The organism is Streptomyces sp. NBC_01481, assembly GCF_026339995.1.
Lineage (GTDB): Bacteria > Actinomycetota > Actinomycetes > Streptomycetales > Streptomycetaceae > Streptomyces.
The window spans coordinates 480,336-504,309 of sequence record NZ_JAPEPT010000001.1 but is presented as its reverse complement, the minus strand read 5'-3'; the positions used below and the strand labels follow the sequence as shown (position 1 = coordinate 504,309).

Here is a 23,974-nt window from a genome sequence, read left to right as displayed (position 1 = left end):
CGTTGGTCCGTACCCGTTATCATTCCGCGACAATCAGTCCCGCAACAGAAGCTTTCCGGTGAACTCTTAGCTGCCGGTCGCGGAGTTCCACGCGTCCACATAGGACTGGAGGTTCGTGTCGATGTCCTTCCAGTCCGGCTCGAAGACCTCGACGCCTTCGAGCAGCTTGGCGAGAGCGATGGCGTTGGCGTCGGTCGCCTTCACATCGCTGCGGGCCGAGAAGCCGCCGCCGATCGCGCTGACCTGCTTCTGCGCCTTCTCGGTCAGCATGAAGTCGAGAAGCTTCTTGCCGTTCTCGCTGTGCGGAGCCTTGTTGACCAGACCAGCCGCGTAGGGAAGCGCGAAGGTGGTGGGCTTGCCGCCCTCCTTCGCCGGGAACCAGATCGCGAGGTTCGGCATGGACTTGGACTGTGCGAAGTTCATCTGCACATCGCCGTTGGCGACGAGGATCTCGCCCTTGTCGACCTTGGGCGCGAGCTTGGAGGTGGAGGAGGACGGGCCGACATTGTTGGCCTGGAGCTTCTTCAGGTACGCCATCGCCGGCTCCTTGCCGCCGAAGTCGTGCATGGCCTTGATGACCACGGCGGTGCCGTCGCCCGCGACGCCGGGCGTGGAGTACTGCAGCTTGTCGTTGTACCTGCCGTCGAGGAGCTGCTCCCAGGTGGTGGGCGCCTGCGTCAGCTCCTTCTTGTTGTAGATGAAGCCGAAGTAGTTGTTGACGACCGAAGTCCACTTGCCGGCACCGGACTTGTCGGCGCCGTTGACCTTGTCGGCACCCTTGGGCTCGTACGCCTGGAGCAGTCCCTTGGAGTCCGCCTGCTGGATGAAGGGCGGGAGGGTGACGATGACATCGGCCTGGGTGTTGGACTTCTCGCGGGCGGCGCGCTGCACCATCTCGCCCGAGCCGCCCTCCACGTACTTGACCTTGATGCCGGTCTCCTTCTCGAAGTCCTTGAAGACCTGGTCGTACCAGCCGTCGCCCTTCTCGCCCTTGAGGCCGTCGGCGCTGTAGACGGTGACGACCTTCTCTTCGGCGGCGGCCGAGCCGCCACAGGCGGTGAGGGAGGCGGCGAGTGCGAGGCTGCCGATCACGGCGGCGATCGGCTTGAGGTGGCTGTGCATGGCGTGTGCTTCTCCTAGCGGTAAGAGGCTTTGGTGCGGATACGGGAGACCGCGAGCAGGACAAGGAGCGTCGTGCCCATCAGGACGACCGCGAGGGCCGATCCGGTGAAGAGGGACCCGCGGTCGGTGGCGGTGAAGATGAGCACCGGCAGCGGCATCCAGTCGGGCGGGTAGAGCATCATCGTGGCGCTCAGCTCGCCCATGGACAGGGCGAAGCAGAGCCCTGCGGCCGCGGTGAGCGACGGCAGCAGGAGTGGGAGTTTCACCCGGAACAGGACGTACGAGGGGCGGGCGCCGAGGCTCGCCGCCGCCTGCTCGTACATCGGGTCGAGACGGATGATGGCGGCGGCGACCGACTGGTAGGCGAACGCCGTGACAAGCACGGTGTGCGCCAGGATCACGATCCAGCGGGTGCCGTTGAGCAGCATCGGCGGCTTGGAGAAGGCGACGAGGATCGCCAGGCCGACGACGACGGAGGGGACGGCGACGGGCAGCACGAACAGCGCGTCGAGCACGCGCCGCCCGCGCTTTTTGAGCCCGGCGGCCGCGATGGCGGCCCAGCTGCCGACGGTGAGGGCGAGCAGGCTGGCCGTGACGGCGGTGACCAGGCTGGTGGTGAGGGCCTGGAGGGATTCACCGCGTACGGCAGCGCTGTAGTGCTCGGTCGTCGGCCCGGAGGGGAAGGCGCCGGACCAGTGCGTCGAGAAGGACGCGGCGACGATGACGAGCAGCGGCAGCGCGAAGAGCGGCAGGAACAGGACGAGGAAGAGTGCCCAGGTGGCCCATTTCCCCTTGCGGCTATGCACCAACACGGCGGCTGACCATTCGGTAGAGGCTGTAAAGACCCACGGAGATCGCGATGTTGACGACGGCGACGACGCAGGCGGCCGGATAGTCGGACTCGAGGATCGCCTTGCCGTAGACGAGCATCGGCAGGGTGGTCACTCCCTTGGCCCCGGTGAACAGGACGATGCCGAACTCGTTGAGGCACATGACGAGTACGAGACTCCCGCCGGCGGCGAGCGCGGGCAGCGCCTCGGGCAGGATCACCCGCCGCACGATCCGCGCGGGCCGCGCCCCGAGCGAGGAGGCGACCTCCAGCTGGGCGGTGTCGAGCTGCGAGAAGGCGGCCAGGAGGGGGCGCATCACGAAGGGTGTGAAGTAGGTGATCTCCGCGAGGAGTACGCCCCAGGGGGTGGTGAGGAAGTGGAAGGGGCCCTCGGCCGCGCCGGTGAAGTCCGTCCACAGTCCGTTGGCCATCCCGACGGTGCCGTAGACGAACAGCAGCGCGAGGGTGATGAGGAAGGAGGGGAAGGAGAGGAAGACGTCGATGAACTTGGCGACCGCCTTGCCGCCCGGGAAGGGCACGAAGGCGATGATCAGCGCGAGGACGAACCCGAGGACGAGACACCCGACGGTGGCACCGACGGCGAGCCAGACGGTGGTGGCCAGAGCGTCACGGAAGGCCTGGGAGCCGAAGACGTCGGAGTAGGCGCCGGGTGAGAGGGACTCCTGTACGACGAGCGCGAGGGGATACAGGAAGACGAGCGCCAGGACGGCGACGGGCGGGAGCACCCACAGGATCGTTGGGAGCCTGCGTTCCGCGAGGGCGGCGGGGGCACCTTCCGGGCCCGAAGGGCCCTTGGGGAGTACGGGCACGATCCCCGGCGCCGGAGGCGCGCTACTCACCGCTCACCCCGCCCGCCAGCAGCACCGCGTCCTCCGGCGCGAAGTGCACGGTGACCGCGTCCCCCAGCGAAGGCGTCGCCCGCAGTTCGCGGACATCCGCCTTGACGCGGTGACCGTCCACATCCACGTACAGCCGGTGCGTCGCACCCCGCCACTGGACCTCCGCTATCGTCCCGCGCAGCGCGTTCGGCCCGTCGCCGAGTCCGACGAGGTGCGGGCGTACGCACAAGGTGGCGGTCGTGCCGGACGGGACACGGTCCGTGGACACCTTCAGCTCGGCCCCGCCGAAGGACACCGCCCCCGCCCCGACCGTCACCGGCAACAGATTCGCGTTGCCGACGAACGACGCCGTGAACTCCGTACGCGGCCGCCGGTACAGCTCCTGCGGCGTGCCGCAGTCCCGCAGCCGCGCCCTGTCCATCACCGCGATCCGGTCCGCGAGTGTGAGCGCCTCGACCTGGTCGTGTGTGACGTACAGGATCGAGACGTCCGGCAACTCCCGGTGCAGCCGGGCCAGTTCCGCCAGCATCCCGGACCTGAGCTGCGCGTCCAGTGCCGACAGCGGCTCGTCGAGGAGCAGCACGCCGGGCCGGATCGCCAGCGCCCGCGCGATCGCGACACGCTGCTGCTGACCGCCGGAGAGCTCGCGCGGATAGCGCTGCGCGTACGCCGCCATCCCTGTCATCTCCAGGGCCTCGGCGACCCGCGCCGGTATCTCTCGCTTCGGTGCCTTCTGCGCCTTGAGGCCGAAGGCCACGTTCTCCGCGACCCGCATGTGCGGGAAGAGGGCGTACTGCTGGACGACCATCCCGATCCCCCGCCGGTACGGCGGCAGTGCGGTGACATCGCGGTCGCCGATGAACACCCGCCCGGAGACGGGCCGCACGAATCCGGCGACGGCCCGCAGCGCCGTGGTCTTGCCCGAGCCCGAGGGCCCGAGCAGCGCCATGACCTCGCCCGGCTCGACGGTGAGGTCGAGCGAGTCGAGTACGAGGTTCTTCCCGTACGCGACCGAGACACTCTCGAAGCGGATGCCGCTGGTCATCGGTCTGCCCCGGCCAGGAGCTCCGGCAACTCGGCGACGGATCCGAGCACATGGGTCGCGCCGTGCGTCTGCAGCTGCTCCATGTCATGCGCGCCGGTCAGCACGCCGGCGACGATGCCCGCGCCGGACCGTACGCCGCTGAGCATGTCGTACGAGGTGTCCCCCACGACCGCGATCTGCTGGACGCCGTCCACCGCGCCGGTGCGCAGGAAGGCGGCGAGCACCATGTCGGGGTAGGGGCGGCCGCGGCCGCCCGCGTCGGCCGGGCAGAGGGTGAGCTCGACGAGGCCCTGCCAGCCGAGCGCGGCCAGGATCGCGTCCTGCGTGGTGCGGGCGAAGCCGGTGGTCAGGACGACCGTGCGCCCCTGGTCGCGCAGGTGCTCGATCGCCTCCCGCGCGCCGGGAACCGGCGCGATGCGTCCGCCGTCGACGAGTGCGCCGTACGCCTCCTCGAACGCGGCGTTCGCGGCCTGCGCCTTCGTCTCGTCTCCGAAGAGGTGCCGGAAGACGGAGATCTTCGACTCGCCCATCGTCGCGCGGACGTAGTCGATCATCGCGGCGGGATCCGCGCCGAGCCGCTCGGCGGCGGCGCCGAAGGCCTGCTCGACGAGGCCTCCGTCGGCGACGGTGGTGCCCGCCATGTCCAGTACGACGAGGTTCATCTCGTTCAACTTCTTCACCAGCCCAGTTCGTTCGCGGTCTTTTCGGCTATGGCGGGCGAGCAGGTCATGCCGCGCCCGCCCGGCCCTGTGACCAGCCACACTCCGTCGCGCACCTGCTGCCGGTGCACCACGCGGCTGGTGTCGGTGCACTGCGCGTACACCCCGGCCCAGCGGCGGCGGATCCTCGGCAGCGGCCTGCCGAGGAAGGACTCGACGACCTCGGTGAGGTGCTCGTACGGGTCCTCGATCGTGTCGAAGGCGAAGGGATGCTCGTACTCGTGGGTGTCGCCGATGGTCAGCCCGCCGTCGCGGCGCTGCACCATCAGCAGCTGCATCTTGTGCGCGGCGGCGGTCGGCGTCTGGTCCTGTCCGGCGTTGAGCGCGTCCAGGGCCTCGCTCGCGTAGGCCGGGTAGTAGCGGAAGCTGTCGGCGTCGGCGACCGAGGTGGTCAGCGGCTCGCCGAGCGGGTCGGTCTGCATCATCTGCAGGCGCACCCGGCGCACGGGCAGGTCGGGGACGAGCTCGCGGACGAGACCGGAGAGCGCGGCGCCCGGGCACAGGACGACGGCGTCGCCGGTGTGTACGTCGCCGTGGTCGTCGCGGACGGATCCGTCACCGAGGACGTCGCGGACCTCGCGCCCGCCGAGGTAGGTGTAGCGGCCGGAGGCCAGCAGCGCCTCCTTCAGGGCGAGTTGGGCTGGCCGGGGCTCGACGGCCGCGTCCCGCTCGCACCACAGGGCGGCGGTGAAGGAGCCGCGCAGCGCGGGGTTGATCCGGCGCGCCTCGTCGGCGGTGACGAGCTTGTAGCCGCGGGCCGGGGCGTCGGACCGCGCGACGGCGGCCTCGGCGACGGCCAGCTCCAGGTCGCTGCGTACCGGAGTGAGTGAGCCGATGGCCCGAAAGCCGAGCCCGGGCACGCGCGCCCCGATGGCCTCCCACAGCTCACGGGCGCGCAGGGCGGTTTCGAGCTCCTCGCCGCCCGCGCGGCCGCTGACCCATATCTGGCCGAAATTGCGCAGGCTCGCGCCTCGTGCCTCGCTCTCGCGCTCGATCTGTACGACCTCGTGGCCGCGTTCCACTGCGTGCCAGGCGTGCATGGTTCCCACCACGCCGGCTCCTACGACGATGACTCTCACGACGCCAAAGCTCCTCGGGGTTGGTGTCCCGTACGGGGCCGGTCGGCAACGGGACGGTGAACGGGCCCTCAATCTTGGCCTAGACCCGTTACCTTCTCGTTATCGACGTGTGGTGTCCAGAGGGCACTGAGAAATCGCGTCAGCCGCGGTTTCAGACGTCAGCCGCTGTTGCCGAGGTGCGCGCTGCTGCATCTCCCGGGGGACAACCCCCGGACCCCCGGCAGAAACCCCCCGCGTTCAGCCCTCAGTTCTGTTTGCCCAGATGCGCCGTGAAGCTGAAGCGGTCGCCGCGGTAGAGGGTGCGGACCCGCTCCAGCGGCCTGCCCGCCGTGTCCCGCGAGAGGCGGTGGATCAGCAGCATCGGCAGGGCAGGGGGCGTGCCGATCAGCAACGCCTCGCGCGGTGTCGCGAGCACCGTCTCGATCCGCTCGTCCGCGTCGCCGAAGGAGATCCCGAGCTGCTCGCGCAGATAGGCGTAGAAGGAGGAGTCGGGGTCGAAGTCGGCGTCCAGGCGCGGCACTCGGGCCACGGAGACGTACGTACTCTCCAGGCCGACGCGTTCGTCGTCGGCGAGCAGCACCCGCTCCATGTGCCATACGGGCTCGCCGCGGGCCACGCCGATGTCGGCGGCGAGCGCGTCGTTGCAGGGGAAGCGGTCGAGGCTGATGAGCATACGGCCCGGGGTGCGTCCCTGGCGGCGTACGCCCTCGGTGTAGCTGGCGAGCGAGAGCGGCTGCTCCAGCTTCGCGCCCGCGACGACCGTGCCGCGGCCCTGGCGGCGCAGCCGGCCCTCCAGCAGGAGTTCGCGCAGTGCCTGACGCACCGTCTCGCGCGAGACCTCGTACCGTACGGCGAGTTCACGCTCGGTCGGCAGCAGTCCTCCCTCGCCCAACTCCTCGATCAGGAGGGAGATATGGGCCTTGACGGCGTAGTACTTGGGGATGCGTCCGTGCTCCGGGATGCCGGAGCGGACAGGGGCGCCGGGCGCCTGGTCGTTCGGGTAGTCCACCAGGGGATGTTCGCAGACGTATATGAACGATCAGCGGCGGCCCGCGCGCATCCGGCGCTGCGCGAACACGAGGATCCCGGTGCCGAGCAGGACCGCGCCGAAGGCCGCGCCGTGGCGGAGGAGGGTGCCGGTGCCGGTGGTGGCGAGTTCGTCGACGGTGTCGGCCGCGGCGGTGCCGCCGCCGTCGAGGACGGCGAAGCGGTAGTCGCCGGACTCCCCGACCCAGTCGCCGTCGTCGCCCTGGCGCTGGACGACCGCGGCGTTGACCGTGACCTGGTTGGGCGGGGTGTCGGCGGCCAGGGCGAGGCGGACCTTGACGGTGACCGACTTGTGGGCGGGGACGACGAAGCCGGGGAATCCGCCGTCGAAGGCGCCGACGATCTCGTCCTCGGCGGTCGTCTCCAGGGTGACGGGGCGCCAGCGGGCCGCCGCGGCGTCGTAGAACTCCAGCGCGAGGCGGGCGGGCGTGAGTCCCGGGTCGCGGGCTGTGAGGACGATCACCGGGTGGATGTTGCCGCACCTCTCGCCGGTGGTGTTGGCGAGGTCCACGGACCACTCCTTGAAGCCGCCTCCGGGGTGGTGGACGGTCGGGCCGCCGTGGATACGGGTGTCGATGGGGAAGTCGGGGTCGGACACCGTGCCGCAGGTGGGCAGCTGGTCGCCGGGGCGTCCGGGAAGCGGCGGTGCGGCGGGCCCCGCGAGGGTCTCGGCTGCAGCGCGATCGGTCACGGCGGCGGCCGTCGCGGCCGCGCCGGTGAGCACCGCGGGCGCGATGGTGGCCGCGGTGACTCCGACGGCGAGGGCATTGCGCAGTCGCATGGGGGACCTTTGCTGCTCGGCTGCGTACGAACCCCGGGGGCACCCGGTCATGCAGCCAGACCCTTCCACGCGCGCGCGGCGCTGACCGGTCGCCACGTCCGGGCAGGGCGGATCAGCCGCGCAGATCCGCCCTATCAGCCTATTTTCGGTGCGGTAACAGCAACCTCGGCCCGCCCGAAAAGGGGGGCGAGGACCAGCTGCGCGGCGCCTTCGGCGACGACGTGCGCGCCCCCTTCGGCGAGGGCCACCGGGACGCGGACCCGCTCGCCGACACCGCGTACGAACGGTTCGGCGTCGGCGGCCACGACCCGGCCGCCGAGCAGTACGCGATCGATGTCGAGCAGTTCGACGAGATTGGCGGCACCGATCCCCAGCACCCCCGCGGCCCGGTCGAGATCCCCGAGGCCGACGGCTTCGAGGCACAGCGCCTCGATGCACCCGCGCCTGCCGCACTCGCACTGTGGCCCGTCGAGATGAATGACCTGATGCCCGAACTCCCCCGCTCCGGTGCGCGCGCCCCGGTACAGCGCCCCGGCAAGGACGAGCCCGGCGCCGAGCCCGGTCCCGAGGTGGAGATACGCGAACGACTCCCCGGCTCCCCGCAGAGCGAGCCCGAGGGCGGCGGCATTGGTGTCCTTGTCGAGTACGACGGCGTGCCCGAGCCGGACGGCGAGGGCGTCCCGGAGAGGGAAGCCGTCCCACTGGGGAAACCCGGTGACGCGACGGGCGATACCGGTGGCGTGATCGAGGGGCCCGGGCATGGCGACGCCGACCCCGAGGACGCGCCCGCCGGCCGTGGGCAGCGCCTCCACCTCGCCCGCCACCCGCTCCATGACCGCTTTGGCCCCCGAGCCGAGGTCGAGAGGAGCGGTGCGTACCGCGACCGGGGCGCCCGACAGGTCCAGCAGGACTGCCGTCAGTTCGTCGCGGTCCAGGTGCAGGCCCACCGCGTGCCCCGCCGAGGGGACCAGGCGCAGCACCGTGCCGGGTCTGCCGCCGGTGGACGCGCGGCGGCCCGCCTCCGCCGCCAGGCCCTCCTCCCGCAGCCGCGCGGTGATCTTGCTGACCGCCTGCGGTGTCAGCCCGGTGCGCCCGGCCAGCTCCATCCGGCTGATGCCGCGCTCACCGGCCGTACGCAGCAGATCGAGCACCCGGGCCGCGTTGTGGCTGCGCAGCGCGGGCAGATTCACTCCGTTGATGGTTCGGTTCATGGGCTTCACGGATCCCATTGTCCTCTGCGCTTGCACTTTGGCAACACCGTTGCTTAAGTGGAAGACATGACTGGCACCGGCACCCGCACTCCCCTTCGCGTCGGCCTCGTCGGGTACGGCCTGGCGGGCTCCGTCTTCCACGCCCCGCTGATCGCCGCCACCGAGGGCCTCGCCCTCGACACGATCGTCACCTCGAACCCGGAGCGCCGGCAGCAGGCCCGGGCCGAGTTCCCCGGCGTACGCTTCGCGGCCTCGCCCGACGAGCTGTGGGAGCGCGCGGACGAGCTCGACCTGATCGCGATCGCCTCCCCCAACAAGACCCATGTCCCGATCGCCACCGCCGCCCTCAAGGCCGGTCTCCCGGTCGTCGTCGACAAGCCGGTCGCCGGCACCGCCGCCGAGGCGCGTGAGCTCGCCGCCCTCGCCGAGGAGCGCGGCCTGCTGCTCTCCGTCTTCCAGAACCGCCGCTGGGACAACGACTTCCTGACTCTGGTGCAGCTGATCGCGGCCGGCGAACTCGGCGACGTACAGCGCTTCGAGTCCCGCTTCGAGCGCTGGCGGCCCGAACTCAAGGGCGGCTGGCGCGAGTCGGGCGACCCGCAGGAGATCGGCGGTCTGCTGTACGACCTGGGCAGCCATGTCGTCGACCAGGCGCTGACCCTGTTCGGCCCGGTCGAGAGGGTGTACGCCGAGGCGGACGTACGCCGCCACGGCGCCAAGACCGACGACGACACGTTCCTCGCGCTCACGCACACGAGCGGAGTCCGCTCCCACCTGTACATGAGCGCCACGACCGCACAGCTCGGCCCCCGCTTCCGGGTACTCGGCTCGAAGGCCGGTTACGTGAAGTACGGCCTCGACCCGCAGGAGGCGGCCCTGCGCGACGGCGCCCGCCCGACCGGGGACAAGGACGCATGGGGCGTCGAGCCCGAGTCCCAGTGGGGCCGGATCGGCGCGGGCGACGGAGGCCGCCCGGTCGAGTCGGCCCCGGGCGACTACCCCGCGTACTACGCGGCGATCGCCGCCGCCCTGCGCGACGGCACACCCCCGCCGGTCACCGCCCACGAGGCGGCCGACGCACTGGACGTCCTGGAGGCCGCCCGCCGCTCCGCCCGCGAAGGAATCACCGTGGAGGTCCCGGTATGACCCTTCCCACCCCCGCCCCGCTCACCGTCGAGGAGATCGAGGCCCAGGAACGCAAGCTGGCGCTGCGCCGCTTCACCCACGACGACGCCTGGGCGCTCGGCAGTCTCCTGGTCGAAATGGCTCACCTGCGCGAGGCCCCGGTCGCGATCGACATCCGCCGCGGGACGCAGCAGCTCTTCCACTGCGCGCTGGCGGGGTCGAGCGCCGACAACGACGCGTGGATCGACCGCAAGCGCCGGGTCGTCGAGCGCTACGGCGAGAGCTCGTTCCTCGTCGGCGCCCGCCACCGCGCGAAGGGCACGACCTTCGAGGACTCCTCGCGCCTCGACCCGAACCTGTACGCGGCCCACGGCGGCTCGTTCCCGATCACCGTCGAGGGCGCGGGCGTCGTCGGCACGGTCACGGTCTCGGGCCTGCCGCAGGCCGAGGATCACGCCATGGTGGTCGAGGCGCTGGAGCGCTTCATCTCCGCCCACCGAGGCGGTCACTGACTCCGGCGCGGGGATACGGGACCGGTCCCGAACCCCGCGCCGGGCTATCCATGCGGGCTAGGGCCTGTCGTTCGGATCTTGCCGGGCTCGCGTGCCCTGGCACGCACGCTCGCCGCGTTGTCGTCAGTCGCCGACGCTCCGCGTCGGCTCCTTCCTCCGCCTTGCGATCGCACGCACCAGACCCCGCTCACTGATCCGGCCTGATCCAAACGACAGGCCCTGCGTCCTTGAGCTCCTGGCGCTGCCGCCGGGCTACGCGTCCTTGAGCTCCTGGCGCTGCCGCCGGGCTACGCGTCCTTGAGCTCCTGGCGCTGCCGCCCGAGCCCGTCGATCTCCAGCTCCACCACGTCGCCCGCCCGCAGGAACGGCTTCGGCTCCGGCTGCCCGAGTGCCACGCCCGCCGGCGTCCCGGTGTTGATGACGTCGCCGGGGTACAGGGTCATGAACTGGCTTACGTAACGCACCACCTCGGCCACCGGGAAGATCTGGTCCGCGCTGGAGCCGTTCTGCTTGAGCTCGCCGTTGACCCACAGCTTCAGGCTCAGCGCCTGCGGGTCGGGGACCTCGTCCGCCGTCACGAGCCAGGGGCCCAGCGGGTTGAACGTCTCGCAGTTCTTGCCCTTGTCCCAGGTGCCGCCGCGCTCGATCTGGAACTCGCGTTCCGAGACGTCGTGCGCGACCGCGTACCCGGCGACGTACGACAGCGGGTCCTCGGCGTCCTCGATGTAGCGCGCCGTACGGCCGATGATCACCGCGAGCTCGACCTCCCAGTCGGTCTTGCGGCTGCGGCGCGGCACCAGCACCGTGTCGTTCGGCCCGACCACCGTGTCGGCGGCCTTGAAGAAGACGACCGGCTCGGCCGGGACGTCCGCGCCTGTCTCGGCAGCGTGGTCGTGGTAGTTCAGCCCGATGCACACGACCTTGCCGATACGGGCGACCGGCGCACCGGTCCGAAGGCCGTCGGCCTCAAGGGCGGGCAGCCCGCCCGCGTCCGCCGCGGCCCGTATCCGGGCGAGGGCGGACGCGTCGGCGAGCAGCTCACCGTCGATGTCCGCGACAAGGCCGGACAGGTCCCGCAGGGTCGTACCGTCCTGGTCGAGCAGGGCCGGTCGCTCGGCTCCCGCAGTGCCGACACGCAGCAGCTTCATGGTCAATCTCCCCTGGTCGAGTGCGAGCCCCGACGATGGGTAGCGGCCATCGGGAGGATCGGAGGATTGGCCGATCCTCCAAGACGGTCGACCACTCCGCAATACCCCGTTCACAACCTGGACCCTTACGCGGCAGTAGCAAGCGCGCCGGCGACAGGCATGTCCCGGTAGAGGAACGCCCGCTCGACAGCGGTCCAGGTCGTGCTGGTGACGATGTAGAGCGCGGCGGCCAGCGGCACCCATGCCACGGTCAGCAGCGTGAAGAAGGAGAGCAGCGGCATGACCTTCGTCATCGCGCTCATCGCCCCCATACCGGGCAGCTGCTGGTCAACAGCGAGGGGCGCGGCCGCCATCTGCCGCTTCGTACGCCGGTAGTTGTACGTCGCCACGGCGGCGACGATCGCGAAGAGCACGAGGTACACCAGCCCGGCCCCGCCGAAGACCCCGCCGTGCGCGAGGGCGTCCGACCAGCGGTCACCGAGGGGCGCGGCGAAGAGGGTGTGCGAGAGCAGGCCGTTCGGCTCGCCGCCGATCCGCGCGCTGGAGAACAGGTGATACATGAGAAAGAAGGCGGGCAGCTGCAGCAGGCTCGGCAGACAGCCGGAGAGGGGCGAGACCTTCTCCTCGGCGTGCAGCTCCAGGAGTGCCTTCTGCATACGGTCCGGGTTCTTGGCGTGCTTCTTGCGCAGCTCGGCGATCTGCGGCGAGAGCCTGGCCTTGGCCTTCTGCCCGCGGGCGGCCGCCCGCGAGAGGGGATGGACGGCGAGCCGTACGAGCGCGGTGAACAGGATGATCGCGGCGGCGGTGGCGGACGCGTGGAAAAACGGCTGCAGCAGGTCGGCGAGCTGTGCGACCAGGCTGGCGAAAACGGACATGGGTGAGCCCTCCGAGGGTCTCGTCGTGCCGGGATGAGGACATACGTCGGCATGACGCCCGCGAAAGGGTGTGTACGAGTGGGTTCCCTACGCGGCCGTCAGGAGGGCACGGCCGGGCGCTCGGGGCCTGGTCCGCCCCTTCGCGTCGGGATCACGCTGGGGCAGGAAGGCGGTGCGCTGCTCGCGGTCGCGGATGGCGGTGCGGACCCGGGTGCGGGGCACGACGGGCGCACAGCGCGCGCTGATGACGGCGCAGACGACGAGCGCGGAACCGGCGGCGGCGGTGGCGGTCGCGGCGAGCGCGAGCGCGGCGGAGAGGCTGCCGCCGTCGATGAGGAGGACTTCGACGAGGAGGAAAAGCAGGAGTGCGGCGGGCCGAACCGACTGCAGCAGCCGACGCTGTCCCATGCCCACTCCTCCCCTCAGATCGTTCGGATCGATCCTCGAACCCTCCAGCCGTTATACACGACGGCTGCTAGCTCTGGCGGGGCCGCACGGACTTCAGCTTCCCCCAGACGACGAGCCGGTAGGTGGAGGTGAACTCGGGCGTGCAGGTGGTGAGGGTGAGGTAGTAGCCGGGCTCGCTGTATCCGGCGGAGGGCTTCACGATGCTGCGCGGGATGCGGGCGATGACTCCCGTGTCGCGGGGGGAGGTCTGCGCCAGCGAGGCGTCGACCACGTAGAGGTACACCCCCTGGCGCGTCTCGACCTGGACCTGGTCACCGTCCCGGAGCCGGTTGATGTGACGGAAGGGCTCGCCGTGGGTGTTGCGATGCCCGGCGACGGCGAAGTTCCCGGCCTCGCCGGGCTGGGCGGTCCCCGGGTAGTGCCCGACGTATCCCTTGTCGAGGACTCCCCGCTTGGCGATGCCCTGGGCGACGGGGGCGACGACGCCGAGGCGGGGGATACGGAGGACGGCGTAGGCCTGGTCCCAGCGGGGTCTCTGCCGGGTGGACGGACCGGGGTCGGGGCTTTCGGGCTCCCTCGACGCCGCAGCTTCGGGAAGGACCTCCCCATCCCCTCCCGAAATATCCCCTTTCTCGCTTTCCTCACCTGCTGGGCTGCCCCACTCCTGCTCCAGGGCCCGGACCTTGTGCTCGGCGCCTTCGCGGGCCTGCCGGTTGGTCCACCACAACTGGTGTACGACGAGAAGGAGCACGATGACCCCGAGGGTGACGGCGACCTCGGCACCCGCCCAGAGCCCACGGGCGAGCATGGCCCGCCTCCGCGAGCCGCGCCCCTGCACGACGACCGCCATCCGCTCATGCACGGGCGCACGATAGGTGCTGATCGCCGAAGTCACCAGATCCGTACGCCGGTTCCCATCAGCCCTCTCGTATGGGCTTCATCCCGCCGAACCGCCGTACAGCAGTACGGTGTCCACTATGCGCCCCGACACGCCTGCCGATCACATCACCGAAGCCGAGCGCCTGCTGCGTACCGCCGCGCAGTACCCCGAGGACGACGAGCAACTGCTTCTCCAAGCCGCGGCCCACCTTGAGCTGGCAGGCGACCGCGAACGCGCCTCCACCCTCTACGACAGCCTCCTCGCGACGGACTCCGAACACACCCTGCTGATCAAGGCCCTCCAGGCCGCGAACCTGTGGGAGTACGGCCACGAGGCAGAGGCCCGCGCCCTGATCAACGGCATCCGCACGGCGGCCCCGGCGGACGCGGCGCCCTGGGAGATCATCGCGGAGACGCTGGAGTCCCACGACGAGCTCGAGGCGTCCCACGACTGCTTCACCACGGCCCTGGACCTGCTGCTCCCCGCGGACGACGACGAGGTCCCCTACGCCACCCAGTCCCTCCTCGCCGGCCGCCACCGCGTCCGCCGCCTCCTCGGCCTCCCCCACGACGACCGCGACGCCCTGGCGGACCGGGTCCACCCGGGAGACATCTCCCTGGACGAACTCCACGACCCGAAGCGCCTGTGGGCCCTGGGCTCCGACAACCCGGCCGAACTCCAGGCGGAAATCGCCCGCCTCCGCTCCGAACTCGGCTCCTACCGCTCGGAGTTGTCCCGCCCCTTCCCGGTGGCGGTCCTCCACTGGCCGGAGCCCGAACTGGACGAACTGCTCGCGGCCTACCCCGAGTTGGAACGCGAATACCCGACCCACGAGGCCCACCTGACGGACCTTGAGGCGTCCTTGCGTGACCTGTCGGCCACGGGCACGGGGAACCTGGGCATCGTGACGGGCACGGTCCCGTCGTACGAGGCCTTCGCAGCCTCGGAACAGTCCTCCCCGTCCAACGCGGACCTGCTCCCGCAGTACGCGACCACGCTGGCGGCCAGGGGCCGGGCGGTGGCGTGGCCTCCGGCGCGGGGGGCGGCGTGCTGGTGCGGGTCGGGGCGTGTGTACCGGGATTGTCACGGGGGTCCGGTTCAGGGCTGAGCCACCCCACCCGGCGGTGGATCTCCTCACCGAGCCGGACACGGCCACCATCGGCAGGGTGCGAACCTGTGCCCCAGCGCCGAGAATGACGTACATGGCTCGGTCCACGGTGGTGGGATCAATGGCTCGCCCAGGAAAGGTACGGGGAGACGAAGCAGCGCTTCTGAACGCCGCACGCCGGCACAATGCCCAGGCGCCCGATGCCATCCCTTCCTCCGCTGCCGTCTCGGCCCGAATGAGCCGCCAGGTATCGCGCGACACGGCCCCGGAAGTCGCTGTGCGCAAGCTTCTCCACGCATCAGGGCTGCGCTATCGCGTGAACGTTCCGGTTCCCGGCATGCGCAGACGCACGATCGACATCGTCTTCGGGCCGGCCAAGGTCGCCGTCTTCCTGGACGGCTGCTTCTGGCACGGGTGCCCCCAGCACGCAACCCAGCCGAAAGCCAACGCCGAATGGTGGCGCACCAAGCTGGACAAGAACATGGCCCGCGACCGCGAGACAACCGATCACCTGCTCTCCGAGGACTGGACAGTCCTCAGGTTCTGGGAGCACGAGTCAGTCGAGGACGTTGCGCGGCAGATCACCGCCGCTGTGGCGTCCAAGCGGCGCCCCTCTGTGGGGCCTGACTGAAGGCCTTGGCAACGTTCGTTCCGTCCCGAGCTGTGCGTCGGATCGGCGGGCGCAGGTCCTCTCCGCCATGAATCTCAGGTCCTGTCGCGGCGTGACAGCCGATGGTGACGTTGTTTCCCTAACCAGCGCCCATGTCACCCAATAGTGTGTAGGCACTGCATATGAGGGGTGTGCCGGGTCCAGCTTCCATGCGTCGTTCACGGAGCATTCCGGGCGATGGCGTGGCTCTGCGGAAACCGGCTCGGGCGAGCGAGGGCGGGAGACGGTCGACTTCCATGACCGAAGAATTCGATGAGATGTACGAGACGTTCAAGGCGCTCTTGGACGCGTTTCCCCCTGCCGAGGCAGTCAAGCGGCTGGAGCAGTTCGGCACCAGCCCGGACATCGTTCAGCGGATCCGAGAGCGGCACGAGCAACAGACCATACGCATCAAGGAGCTCGAGGAACCGCACGCGGTGGTTCTGGGCAACCGCGACACCTGGTACACAGGCCCGCAGCCCAAGGACAAGTGTTGGCCCGCGATCGTGGACCTGCTTCGCAAGGACGGCTGGCCCCAGGAGCCCGCGATCAGGGCGCTCGACGATTCCTCAACACGTGTCGTCTCGCTGCTCAACCATCCGAAGGAGAAGGCGTTCTCCACCCGCGGCCTCGTCGTCGGCTACGTGCAGTCCGGCAAGACGACCAACTTCACCTCGGTCATGGCCAAGGCGGCCGACCGCGGCTACAAACTGTTCATTGTCCTGGCCGGGATCCACAACGGCCTCCGCCGCCAGACTCAGGCCCGGCTGGTGCAGCAGCTCGTGGAGTCGAATCCTTCGATGTGGTCCCAACTGACCGGACTCGAAAAGGACTTCATTCCGCAGGACAATCCAGCCTCGTACTTCGGCAAGAGCAATAAGACGCATGTGCTGTGCGTGGTGAAGAAGAATGCGCCTGTACTGCGCAAGCTCGTCCGTTGGCTCGAGAAGGCCTCGGACTACCTCAAGGACTGCCCCGCGCTGATCATCGACGACGAGGCCGACCAAGCCACTGTGGCGACGAAATCGATCAATCCGTTGATCCTGAGCATCATGGGCTGCCTGCCGCGAAGCGCCTACGTCGGGTACACGGCCTCGCCATTCGCGAACTTGCTGATCGACCCTGGCGCCGAAGACCTGTATCCCAAGGACTTCGTCGTCAACCTGCCCAAGCCCACAGGGCATTTCGGCACCGAGGTCCTCTTCGGTCGCTACGCCCTCGACGGTGAAGACCCGGAGCAGATCGACGACGGATACGACATGATCCGGTCGGTGCCCGAGGGCGACATGCCATGTGTACGTCCCGAGACCAGGGCCGATGTCGAAGGCTTCGAACCTGTCATCACGGAGACCCTTCGCAAGGCAGTCGAATACTTCTGGATGGTCACCGCCGCCCGGCGCGTACGGGGTACCGGCAACCCGCACAACACGATGCTGATCCACACCAGCGTCAACACCGCCGTGCACAACAGCTTCGAGAGGCCCCTGAAGCGTCTGCGCGACCAGTCCGTGCAGTCCCTGACGGACGCCGGTTTCCTCTCTCGCCTCCGTGTTTTGTGGGAGCAGGAGACCGGCCGTGTCCCGGCAGAGGACTTCGGTGAGACCAACGTTTCGTTCGAGGAGTTGGTCCCCGAACTACCGGGAGTCCTCGACAGCTGTCGCGTCATCATGGACAACTCCAGCAGTGAGGACCGTCTCGACTACGAGAACGGTCCGGTCGTGGCAATCGCTGTGGGCGGCAACACCCTCTCGCGGGGGCTGACGCTCGAGGGCCTGTCGGTCAGCTACTTCGTCCGCTCCGTTTCGGCCTACGACACCCTGCTGCAGATGGGCCGTTGGTTCGGATTCCGAAACGGCTACGCCGACCTGCCTCGGATCTGGATGACCGACGAGCTGGCCGAATGGTTCCGGCACCTGGCCACGGTCGAGACCGAAATGCGTCGAGACATCGACATCTACATGACAGAGGACGAGACTCCACTCACCTTCGCCGTCCGTCTGCGCACACACCCGGCCCTGCGGGTGACCGCAGCTGCCAAGATGCGTGACGCCGTCACTGCGGCCTCGGCCTATGGCGGCCAGCGAATCCAGACCCACTACTTCCACACCAATGCCGACTGGTTGCGCGGCAACATCGACGCCGCACACACGTTGGTCGAAGCGTCGATCGCGAGCGCCGTCAGGGTGTCGGATCGCTCCGCGGAAGGGCGATTCATCTTCCGGGATGTTCCGCACGATGTCGTGACCGACTTCCTGTCGAGGTACAAATTCCACGAGAAGTCTCCGGAGAGCGATGCGGATCTGATCATCGCGTACATACGGAAGCGCATCGCCGCGGCAGGATCGCTGCGCAGGTGGAACGTCGCGATCGTCGGCAATCCCAAGGCCAAGGAAGGCTTCTCTTTTGCCCCCGGGGTGAACGTCGGACGCAATGTACGTGCCCGTGTGACCGGCAACCCGACCCCGGACTTCGCCGACATCAAAACTCTAATGAGCCGTCGCGACGCCGCCGTGGACCTGACCGGCGACACGTCAAAGCTGACCGAGGATGACATCGTGGACAGGCGTCGCGTCGAGCTTCCGGACACCGGCTTGCTGGTCCTTTACCCGATCGACAAGGTGTCCGAGCCGAGCCGGGCGAAGAAGTCGAAGAATCTGCGTGATCCCTTGAACGCCGAGGATCACGTCATCGGCGTCGGCCTGGTCTTCCCCAAGCCTCGGGATATGGACTCCACAGTGGAGAGCTACATCTCTGCTGACCTGTCCAACGTCCGCATCGAGGATGAGGACTTCAGCCTCCTCGACAGCGAGGACGCATGAACGACGACGAGCTCCGGAGCCTCGTCGAGGAGCAGTGGGCAGCGCTGGAAGCCGAGCAGACCAGCGGGGAGCATCGCCTACGGGTCGCCGAGCTGACTGTTGTCACCGGGAGCGGGCCGATGGCCGTGGCCGTCGACCACGACGGGCATCACCATCTTCTGGTGCCGATCCACGCGCACCGTAAGATCCGTCCCGGCCTGGACGGACCCGTACTCCAGTTGCGCAAGCGGGCGCTGGAGGACGAGGAGACCTACCAGACGTACGCCGACCTCACCTGCCTGCGCAGCGACCTCAACGATCTGTTCACTGAGCTGTGCGTGGACGTGCTGGGCGCGGCCGAAGAGCTGCCCGAGAACCCCGTCAAGGCGCTCTACCGTGTTCTCGACCGATGGAAAGCCCTCTTCCGAGCGCAGGGAAGGCCGCTGGGGCCCGAGCAACTTGCAGGGCTCTTCGGCGAGTTGACCGTACTCAACCGTCTTCTCGAGAAGGACCCGAGCGCACACCGGCTCTGGCGCGGCCCCGAGGGGCACCGCCACGACTTCTCTGCCGCGACCACCGCAGTCGAGGTGAAGTCGAGCACTGCAACCGAAGGACGAAGGCCGCGGATCCACGGGCTTGACCAGCTCGAAGTGCCGGAGGGCGGGACGCTGTGCCTGGCCTGGTTCCGCCTGCACCGCACAGCCGTGAGCGGTGCAGGCACCGCTTTCGTGGAGGCGGTGGGCGAGGCACTTCGTCTGTGCGACGACGAGGGTGCGCTACTCGATCTGCTTGCAGAAGCCGGATACCGCCCGTCCGACGCCGACCTCTACCACGATGTGCGCTTCGTGGTCAGCGAGGAGAGGTGGTATCAAGTCGGCCCCGGATTCCCCGGTCTCACAGGCCGGGAACTCAGCGCGGCCGGTGTACCGGTGTCGGTACTGGACGTCGAGTACACCATCGACCTGTCCGGTGAGGCCCCTGCCCCTCTCACGCATGACCAGGTGTCCCAAGCGATCGACAGCATGATCCAGGAGTCCGTGTGACGGAGCCCCGCTGGTTCTCCCAGCCGTACCCTCCGGAAGGCGCAAGCGCCGCAGAGGGCATCCGCAACCAGCTCGGACGCCCCGAACTCGACCTGCTCACCATCCTGGTACGCGAGTCCGCCCAGAACAGCTGGGACGCCCGTCTCGTGCCGTCCTCGAATCCGGTCGACTACCGCATCGACATGTGGACGGTCGGCCCGGCCCACGCCGGCATGTGGCGAGAGATCCTTCTCGACGGAGCCCCCACCGGGGCGGACAACTTCCCGCTGCGCGAGACCTTCAGACGCGGCTCGATCCGGGTCCTGTCCGTCTCGGACCGGGGCACCCGAGGGCTCGGAGGACCCACCCGCGCCGACGACGCGGTTGGCCCCGACCGCGATTTCGTCTCCTTCATCCGCAACATCGGCGAGCCGCGCGACACCGCGCTGGGCGGTGGTACCTACGGCTTCGGCAAGGGCATCTTCTACCTGCTGTCCAAGTCCGGCACCGTCCTCGTGCACTCCCGATGCCGTACCGCACAGGGAGGCCACGAGACCCGACTCATCGGCTGCACTCTCTGGAAGAGTTACGTGGCCGCAGAGCCCGCCGGAAATCGTCGCTACACCGGTCGACACTGGTGGGGCAACACCTCGGGAGACGTCGTCGAACCCCTGGTCGGCCGGGAGGCGGAGGCCACAGCTCAGCGTTTGGGCCTCAAACCCTTCGGCCCTGACGAGACCGGGACAACCGTCGTTGTCATCGATCCGAACCTGGACGAGCTGGAGCCGTCCGAGGCGGCCAACTACCTGGCCGAGACCATCACTTGGCACCTCTGGCCAAAGATGATCTCGACCGGCGAGAAGCCACCTGCCATGAGTTTTTCCGTCAAATGCGACGGCGTCCCACACTCTGTGCCGGATCCGCGGGAGGTCCGCCCGCTCAACATGTTCGTCGCCGCCTACGAGACGATGATCGGCCCGGACGGAAGCGATCTGCATTGCTTGAGGCCCAAGCGGTATCTGGGGCGTCTCGGTCTGGTGAAACGGATCATGCCTCCGCTGGAGCCGACCCGTGCGTCCCGCATGCTCGACATCGAGGATCTCGTCCATCACGTCTGTCTGATGCGGCCCGCGGAGCTCGTCGTCACGTACCAGCCCGGGCCGAAACCCCCCAGCGTGAACCAGGGCTACGCCGGCGTCTTCCGGGCCGACGAAGACATGGACGAGATCTACGCGAAGGCCGAACCACCCACGCACGATGCCTGGCACCCGCAGTCGCTCGACAGGCCCGAGAGCACCTTCGTGCAGACGACGTTCACGCGCATCGCAGAGGCTCAGGCTCAGCTCCTCTCCCTCGGCGGTATAGCGCGTCCCGGAGCAAGCAATGTCGCACTGGGCGCAGCCAGTTCCCTCTTCTCCGGGTTGGTGGGCGGCGCCTGGGGGATCGGCGGGGCCACTTCCTACTCCAAGCCGGGCAGCACTGTCACCCGCTCGTCGAAGCCGGACGACTCGGAGGAGAGCGCTACCCGTTCGTCTCCGGGACGTCCCGTCCCGAAGACGGCACCGTCCGGTGCGGGACTGCCAACAGCGGACGGATCGGCCGGTCCCGGCGGTTTCGGCGTCGATGGGCAGTCGTTCACCGAAGCACCGGGGAGCGATGGAACAAGCATGCCGCGCCGACGTCCGAGAGTGCAGTACGTCGGCGACCCCTACTACGACGATCGCGGCGACACCTCTGTGCTCGTCCAGGAGTTCCGGCTGCCCGTGCCCGGGCCGCAGCGGGTCCACATCGACCTTGCCGTCACACTCCCCGGAACAGGCGGACGCGAGACGGATCCGCCCATCGGGGCGAGCATGCCCGTGCTCCTGGGTTGGGAGGACGATGACGGTCGCCTGCATGCCTCCGAGACGTACGTGATCGAGGGCAGCGAGTCCGTCTGGCGCGCCCTCGTGCGACCGGCCCCGGACACCATGACCGAGATCGGCATCAAGGTCGAGGCGGTGAAGACTCCATGACCCGGCGCGTTCTTCCCTATCGCATCCCGGCCGAGACCGTCATGGCCGCCGAGGCGTGGTTGCTGGTGACCGAGGACGGCGATGTCGAGATGCCCGAGTCGCTGCCGGACTGGGACTACCAGATGGACCTGCACCTGCGCAGGACTGTCCGTGTCGACCTGGATCGGGCACGTTCGCAGTCGGGTCTTCCGACCGACGCGGCGCTGATGCTCTCGGCCGTGTGGACGGCCACCGGGTCCAACCTCAGCGGGCCCGCTCAACACGTGCGATTGACCGAAAGTGGCACGAGCACAGTGGAGCTGGATTTCCGGCTTCGGGGTGCCGATCTGGGCGGCCTGCTCCTCCTGGACACGGCACTCGTCCTTGCCGAGCGCCGGAATGACGCCCGCCCCTCCTCCCCCCGCCGGGCGGGCTCCGTGCTGTGGAGTGATCAGGAGTCGCTGCGCCTCCAGGGCGACGCGCCGCAGTTCCCCATGGCCGTGATCGACTTCGCCCGAACGTCGTTTCCCGATGACGCAGCCTGGCACCTGCAGATCAGCGGGGGCTTGGAGAGCGCCACCATGGGGTCCCTGCTTCTGCTCGTCAATGAGCGGAACAGCGTCACCGCGACCGCGTTCGAGAACGCCGGCAAGCCCCGACAGGTGGATCGGATCGTGCTCTCCGCGGTGTACGCGGACGCCGCCCGGATCATGCTCGAGCACGCACTCAACAACGACGACTTCGCGGAGGACGCAGACTTCCCCGACGGATCGCTGGGCGCCACCCTGCTGAGTCTGTTCGACCAGCTCTTCCCGGGACAGTCGATCACTGACATCCGTCTGCGTCGACGACAGTCACCCGCCCTGTTCGCCTCGGATCTGCAGGCGGCGGTCAAGATCTTCGAGGTGTCATGATGAGCTTCCTCTACCCCCGGTTGCTCGCCGAACAGGCCAGACCGCTCTTCGAGGAGTACCGACACCTGACGATCACCGAGCTGGCCGGACGAGTGGTCGTTTCTCACGAGTCGGCGGTGTATGTGGCGACCGGTGGTGACCGGGTCTCCGCCGCTCGGCTTCAGGAACTGCGTACAGACGTCGTCGACCTGGCCAGGCGTGCCGGTTTCCCCGACGACTCCGACCGTGCCCGCAACGCCGACTTCGACCTCCGGCTTGCCGCTCTGCTGCACGCCGAGATGGGCATGGTGCCGGCCGAGGCTGCGTCACGTGACGCCTGGGCCTTCCTCGCGCTGGTTCTGCTCCCGGATGTGGCCTTCTGGCGCTATCCCCAGCCGCCCAGAGACCGTGTCCTCGGTACGGACCTCACCCGGCACGTCTTCGGCCGGTTGTGGTGGCGTGCCCAGCTCGTGCGCTCCTCCGACGACTCGGAACCGTACGGGGCCCTCAAGATCCTCGGCGAGGCCGCGTTCGACCAGATCTACGCACGCCGAGCCGCGCTCGGCGGAAGTCCGCACATGGTCCGGGCCATCCTCCGCGTCTGGAAAGACCTCGATCTGACCGGCTTGAACGAACGCGAGACCCTGCGCGACTTCCTCAAGCGGCTGCTGCGGCTCGCCCCGTTCGTGCTCTTCGACGGGATCGAAGAGCACGCGTTGGACCACGAGCTCCGGGCGGTTGCCCATGAATCTGTCGACGCCCAACGCCTCACCTCCCAGCCTTCTACGGACGAGACTTCGCGGACCGGGCAGGACACGGCGCGAAGCAGCGTTGCCAGTGAATGGTCCGCAGCCGACTCGCCGAGGGAGAAGTCACCGATTCCCCAGACTGCTCCGGCGGCGTCGGTCGATTCCCGTCGGTTCAGGTCGTTGGAGATCTGTGCCGGTGCGGGAGCACAGGCGCTTGGACTCGAGAGCGCCGGTTTCGACCCAGTACTGCTCATCGACAGCAAGGCCGATGCCTGCTTCACGATCGACCTCAACCGACCTGATTGGGACGTGGTCTGCATGGACGTCTCGCAATTCCACCCCGGTATGCGGCCGGACACGCTTGGCATCGATCTCCTCAGCGGCGGACTCCCTCGCGTGAAGTCCTCAGCAACTGTCGGTCGTGCCGAGGACACGGAAGAGCGCGGCGTTCTCCGGGCTGCGATCGGGCTGGTACGCGAGCTCCGTCCGAAAGCCGTGCTCTTGGAGAACGTCCCGGACCTGGTCGAGAGCCCGAGCTTCGAGGACGACCGCTCATGGATCGAAACCGAGCTCAAGAGCGAGGGTTACCGCTGGAGTTGGCGAGTGCTCAATGCCGCGGACTTCGGCGTGCCGCAGAACCGAAGCAGCGGCTTCCTGGTCGCCCTGCAGGACTCGTACTTCTTCCGCTTCTCCTGGCCCGAGCCGGACGAACTGCCACCCCCGACCGTCGGCCAGGTCCTCGGCCCTTCCATGTCCGCATATGGATGGCCCGGCGCAGAGCGCTGGGTCAAGGGCGCCGACCGCCTCGCTCCCGCACTCGTCGGCGGCTCCGACCGGCGGGGCGGTGCCGACCTCGGTCCCACGGGCACCAAGAAGGCGTGGGCCTCACTAGGCGTGAACGGCAACAGCCTTGGCGACGAACCTCCCGGCGCGGACTTCCCCGTGGACGTCCAACCCAAGCTCACCGTCGACCAGGCCGCGCTGATCCAGGCGATTCCGCCGGAGTGGCGCCTCTTCGGTGGCAAGACGTCCAGGTATCGCCAGATCGGCCATGCGATGCCGCCGCCTCTCGCGACCGCTGTCGGACGGGCGATCGCCGCCGCCCTGCGCAGCTAAGATC

The 23,974-nt window shown here is 68.9% G+C and carries 22 protein-coding genes; 9 read left to right on the top strand and 13 right to left on the bottom strand.

What is annotated here, in order from left to right; all coding sequences use genetic code 11:
- Positions 1-66: 66 nt before the first annotated feature.
- From OOK40_RS02405 to OOK40_RS02365, 9 genes are all read right to left on the bottom strand, one after another.
- The gene (locus OOK40_RS02405) at positions 67-1,122 is read right to left on the bottom strand and encodes a 2-aminoethylphosphonate ABC transporter substrate-binding protein (RefSeq protein WP_266476104.1); all 1,056 of its coding nucleotides are present in this window, start codon (positions 1,120-1,122) and stop codon (positions 67-69) included.
- 14 nt (positions 1,123-1,136) lie between these two features.
- Positions 1,137-1,934 (bottom strand): ABC transporter permease, encoded by a 798-nt coding sequence (locus OOK40_RS02400; protein WP_266476103.1) that lies wholly within the window; start codon positions 1,932-1,934, stop codon positions 1,137-1,139.
- Positions 1,921-2,781 (bottom strand): 2-aminoethylphosphonate ABC transporter permease subunit, encoded by an 861-nt coding sequence (locus OOK40_RS02395; RefSeq protein WP_266478788.1) that lies wholly within the window; start codon positions 2,779-2,781, stop codon positions 1,921-1,923. Before OOK40_RS02395 ends, OOK40_RS02400 begins: the two co-directional genes overlap by 14 nt.
- Positions 2,782-2,803: 22 nt before the next feature.
- Complete coding sequence (locus tag OOK40_RS02390) at positions 2,804-3,856, bottom strand: ABC transporter ATP-binding protein (RefSeq protein WP_266476102.1); 1,053 nt, start codon at positions 3,854-3,856, stop codon at positions 2,804-2,806.
- Positions 3,853-4,518: a phosphonatase-like hydrolase gene (locus OOK40_RS02385; protein WP_266478785.1), complete on the bottom strand. Its 666-nt coding sequence runs from the start codon at positions 4,516-4,518 to the stop codon at positions 3,853-3,855. The genes OOK40_RS02390 and OOK40_RS02385 overlap by 4 nt, the downstream gene beginning before the upstream one ends.
- Positions 4,519-4,532: 14 nt before the next feature.
- Entirely contained in the window at positions 4,533-5,654 is a 1,122-nt protein-coding gene (locus OOK40_RS02380; protein ID WP_266476101.1) for a TIGR03364 family FAD-dependent oxidoreductase, read from the bottom strand.
- Between the two features lie 244 nt (positions 5,655-5,898).
- A complete protein-coding gene (locus OOK40_RS02375; RefSeq protein WP_266476100.1) occupies positions 5,899-6,663 on the bottom strand; it encodes a GntR family transcriptional regulator in 765 nt (254 codons plus the stop codon).
- Between the two features lie 30 nt (positions 6,664-6,693).
- A complete protein-coding gene (locus OOK40_RS02370; protein WP_266476099.1) occupies positions 6,694-7,482 on the bottom strand; it encodes a hypothetical protein in 789 nt (262 codons plus the stop codon).
- Positions 7,483-7,616: 134 nt separating this feature from the next.
- Positions 7,617-8,693 carry an ROK family transcriptional regulator gene (locus OOK40_RS02365; protein ID WP_266476098.1) on the bottom strand — a complete coding sequence of 359 codons (1,077 nt, stop codon included), beginning with the start codon at positions 8,691-8,693 and terminating at the stop codon, positions 7,617-7,619.
- Between the two features lie 66 nt (positions 8,694-8,759).
- On the opposite strand from OOK40_RS02365, the gene OOK40_RS02360 reads away from it, so the two are divergent.
- On the top strand, positions 8,760-9,839 hold the full coding sequence (locus tag OOK40_RS02360) for a Gfo/Idh/MocA family oxidoreductase (RefSeq protein WP_266478782.1): 1,080 nt from the start codon (positions 8,760-8,762) through the stop codon (positions 9,837-9,839).
- The gene (locus tag OOK40_RS02355; RefSeq protein ID WP_266476097.1) at positions 9,836-10,330 is read left to right on the top strand and encodes a heme-degrading domain-containing protein; all 495 of its coding nucleotides are present in this window, start codon (positions 9,836-9,838) and stop codon (positions 10,328-10,330) included. The genes OOK40_RS02360 and OOK40_RS02355 overlap by 4 nt, the downstream gene beginning before the upstream one ends.
- A gap of 287 nt (positions 10,331-10,617) precedes the next feature.
- On the opposite strand, the gene OOK40_RS02350 is transcribed toward OOK40_RS02355, so the two are convergent.
- The 4 genes from OOK40_RS02350 to OOK40_RS02335 form a co-directional block, all read right to left on the bottom strand.
- On the bottom strand, positions 10,618-11,478 hold the full coding sequence (locus OOK40_RS02350) for a fumarylacetoacetate hydrolase family protein (protein WP_266476096.1): 861 nt from the start codon (positions 11,476-11,478) through the stop codon (positions 10,618-10,620).
- A 125-nt stretch (positions 11,479-11,603) separates the two neighbouring features.
- A complete protein-coding gene (locus OOK40_RS02345; protein ID WP_266476095.1) occupies positions 11,604-12,353 on the bottom strand; it encodes a YidC/Oxa1 family membrane protein insertase in 750 nt (249 codons plus the stop codon).
- Between the two features lie 87 nt (positions 12,354-12,440).
- Positions 12,441-12,761: a DUF6412 domain-containing protein gene (locus OOK40_RS02340; protein ID WP_266476094.1), complete on the bottom strand. Its 321-nt coding sequence runs from the start codon at positions 12,759-12,761 to the stop codon at positions 12,441-12,443.
- Positions 12,762-12,828: 67 nt separating this feature from the next.
- Positions 12,829-13,611, bottom strand: coding sequence for a class E sortase (locus tag OOK40_RS02335; RefSeq protein ID WP_266478779.1), 783 nt, complete (start codon positions 13,609-13,611; stop codon positions 12,829-12,831).
- A gap of 127 nt (positions 13,612-13,738) precedes the next feature.
- Here OOK40_RS02335 and OOK40_RS02330 point away from each other — a divergent pair, with 127 nt between their 5' ends.
- From OOK40_RS02330 to OOK40_RS35215, 7 genes are all read left to right on the top strand, one after another.
- Complete coding sequence (locus OOK40_RS02330) at positions 13,739-14,749, top strand: SEC-C domain-containing protein (RefSeq protein ID WP_266476093.1); 1,011 nt, start codon at positions 13,739-13,741, stop codon at positions 14,747-14,749.
- A 235-nt stretch (positions 14,750-14,984) separates the two neighbouring features.
- Complete coding sequence (locus OOK40_RS02325) at positions 14,985-15,380, top strand: very short patch repair endonuclease (RefSeq protein WP_266476092.1); 396 nt, start codon at positions 14,985-14,987, stop codon at positions 15,378-15,380.
- A 161-nt stretch (positions 15,381-15,541) separates the two neighbouring features.
- A complete protein-coding gene (locus OOK40_RS02320) occupies positions 15,542-18,217 on the top strand; it encodes a Z1 domain-containing protein (RefSeq protein WP_266476091.1) in 2,676 nt (891 codons plus the stop codon).
- A complete protein-coding gene (locus OOK40_RS02315; protein ID WP_266476090.1) occupies positions 18,214-19,239 on the top strand; it encodes a PD-(D/E)XK motif protein in 1,026 nt (341 codons plus the stop codon). Before OOK40_RS02320 ends, OOK40_RS02315 begins: the two co-directional genes overlap by 4 nt.
- Positions 19,236-21,233 carry a hypothetical protein gene (locus OOK40_RS02310; RefSeq protein WP_266476089.1) on the top strand — a complete coding sequence of 666 codons (1,998 nt, stop codon included), beginning with the start codon at positions 19,236-19,238 and terminating at the stop codon, positions 21,231-21,233. Before OOK40_RS02315 ends, OOK40_RS02310 begins: the two co-directional genes overlap by 4 nt.
- Positions 21,230-22,126 carry a hypothetical protein gene (locus OOK40_RS02305; RefSeq protein ID WP_266476088.1) on the top strand — a complete coding sequence of 299 codons (897 nt, stop codon included), beginning with the start codon at positions 21,230-21,232 and terminating at the stop codon, positions 22,124-22,126. The genes OOK40_RS02310 and OOK40_RS02305 overlap by 4 nt, the downstream gene beginning before the upstream one ends.
- Entirely contained in the window at positions 22,126-23,970 is a 1,845-nt protein-coding gene (locus tag OOK40_RS35215) for a DUF6339 family protein (RefSeq protein ID WP_323136025.1), read from the top strand. Before OOK40_RS02305 ends, OOK40_RS35215 begins: the two co-directional genes overlap by 1 nt.
- The last annotated feature ends 4 nt before the right edge of the window (positions 23,971-23,974 follow it).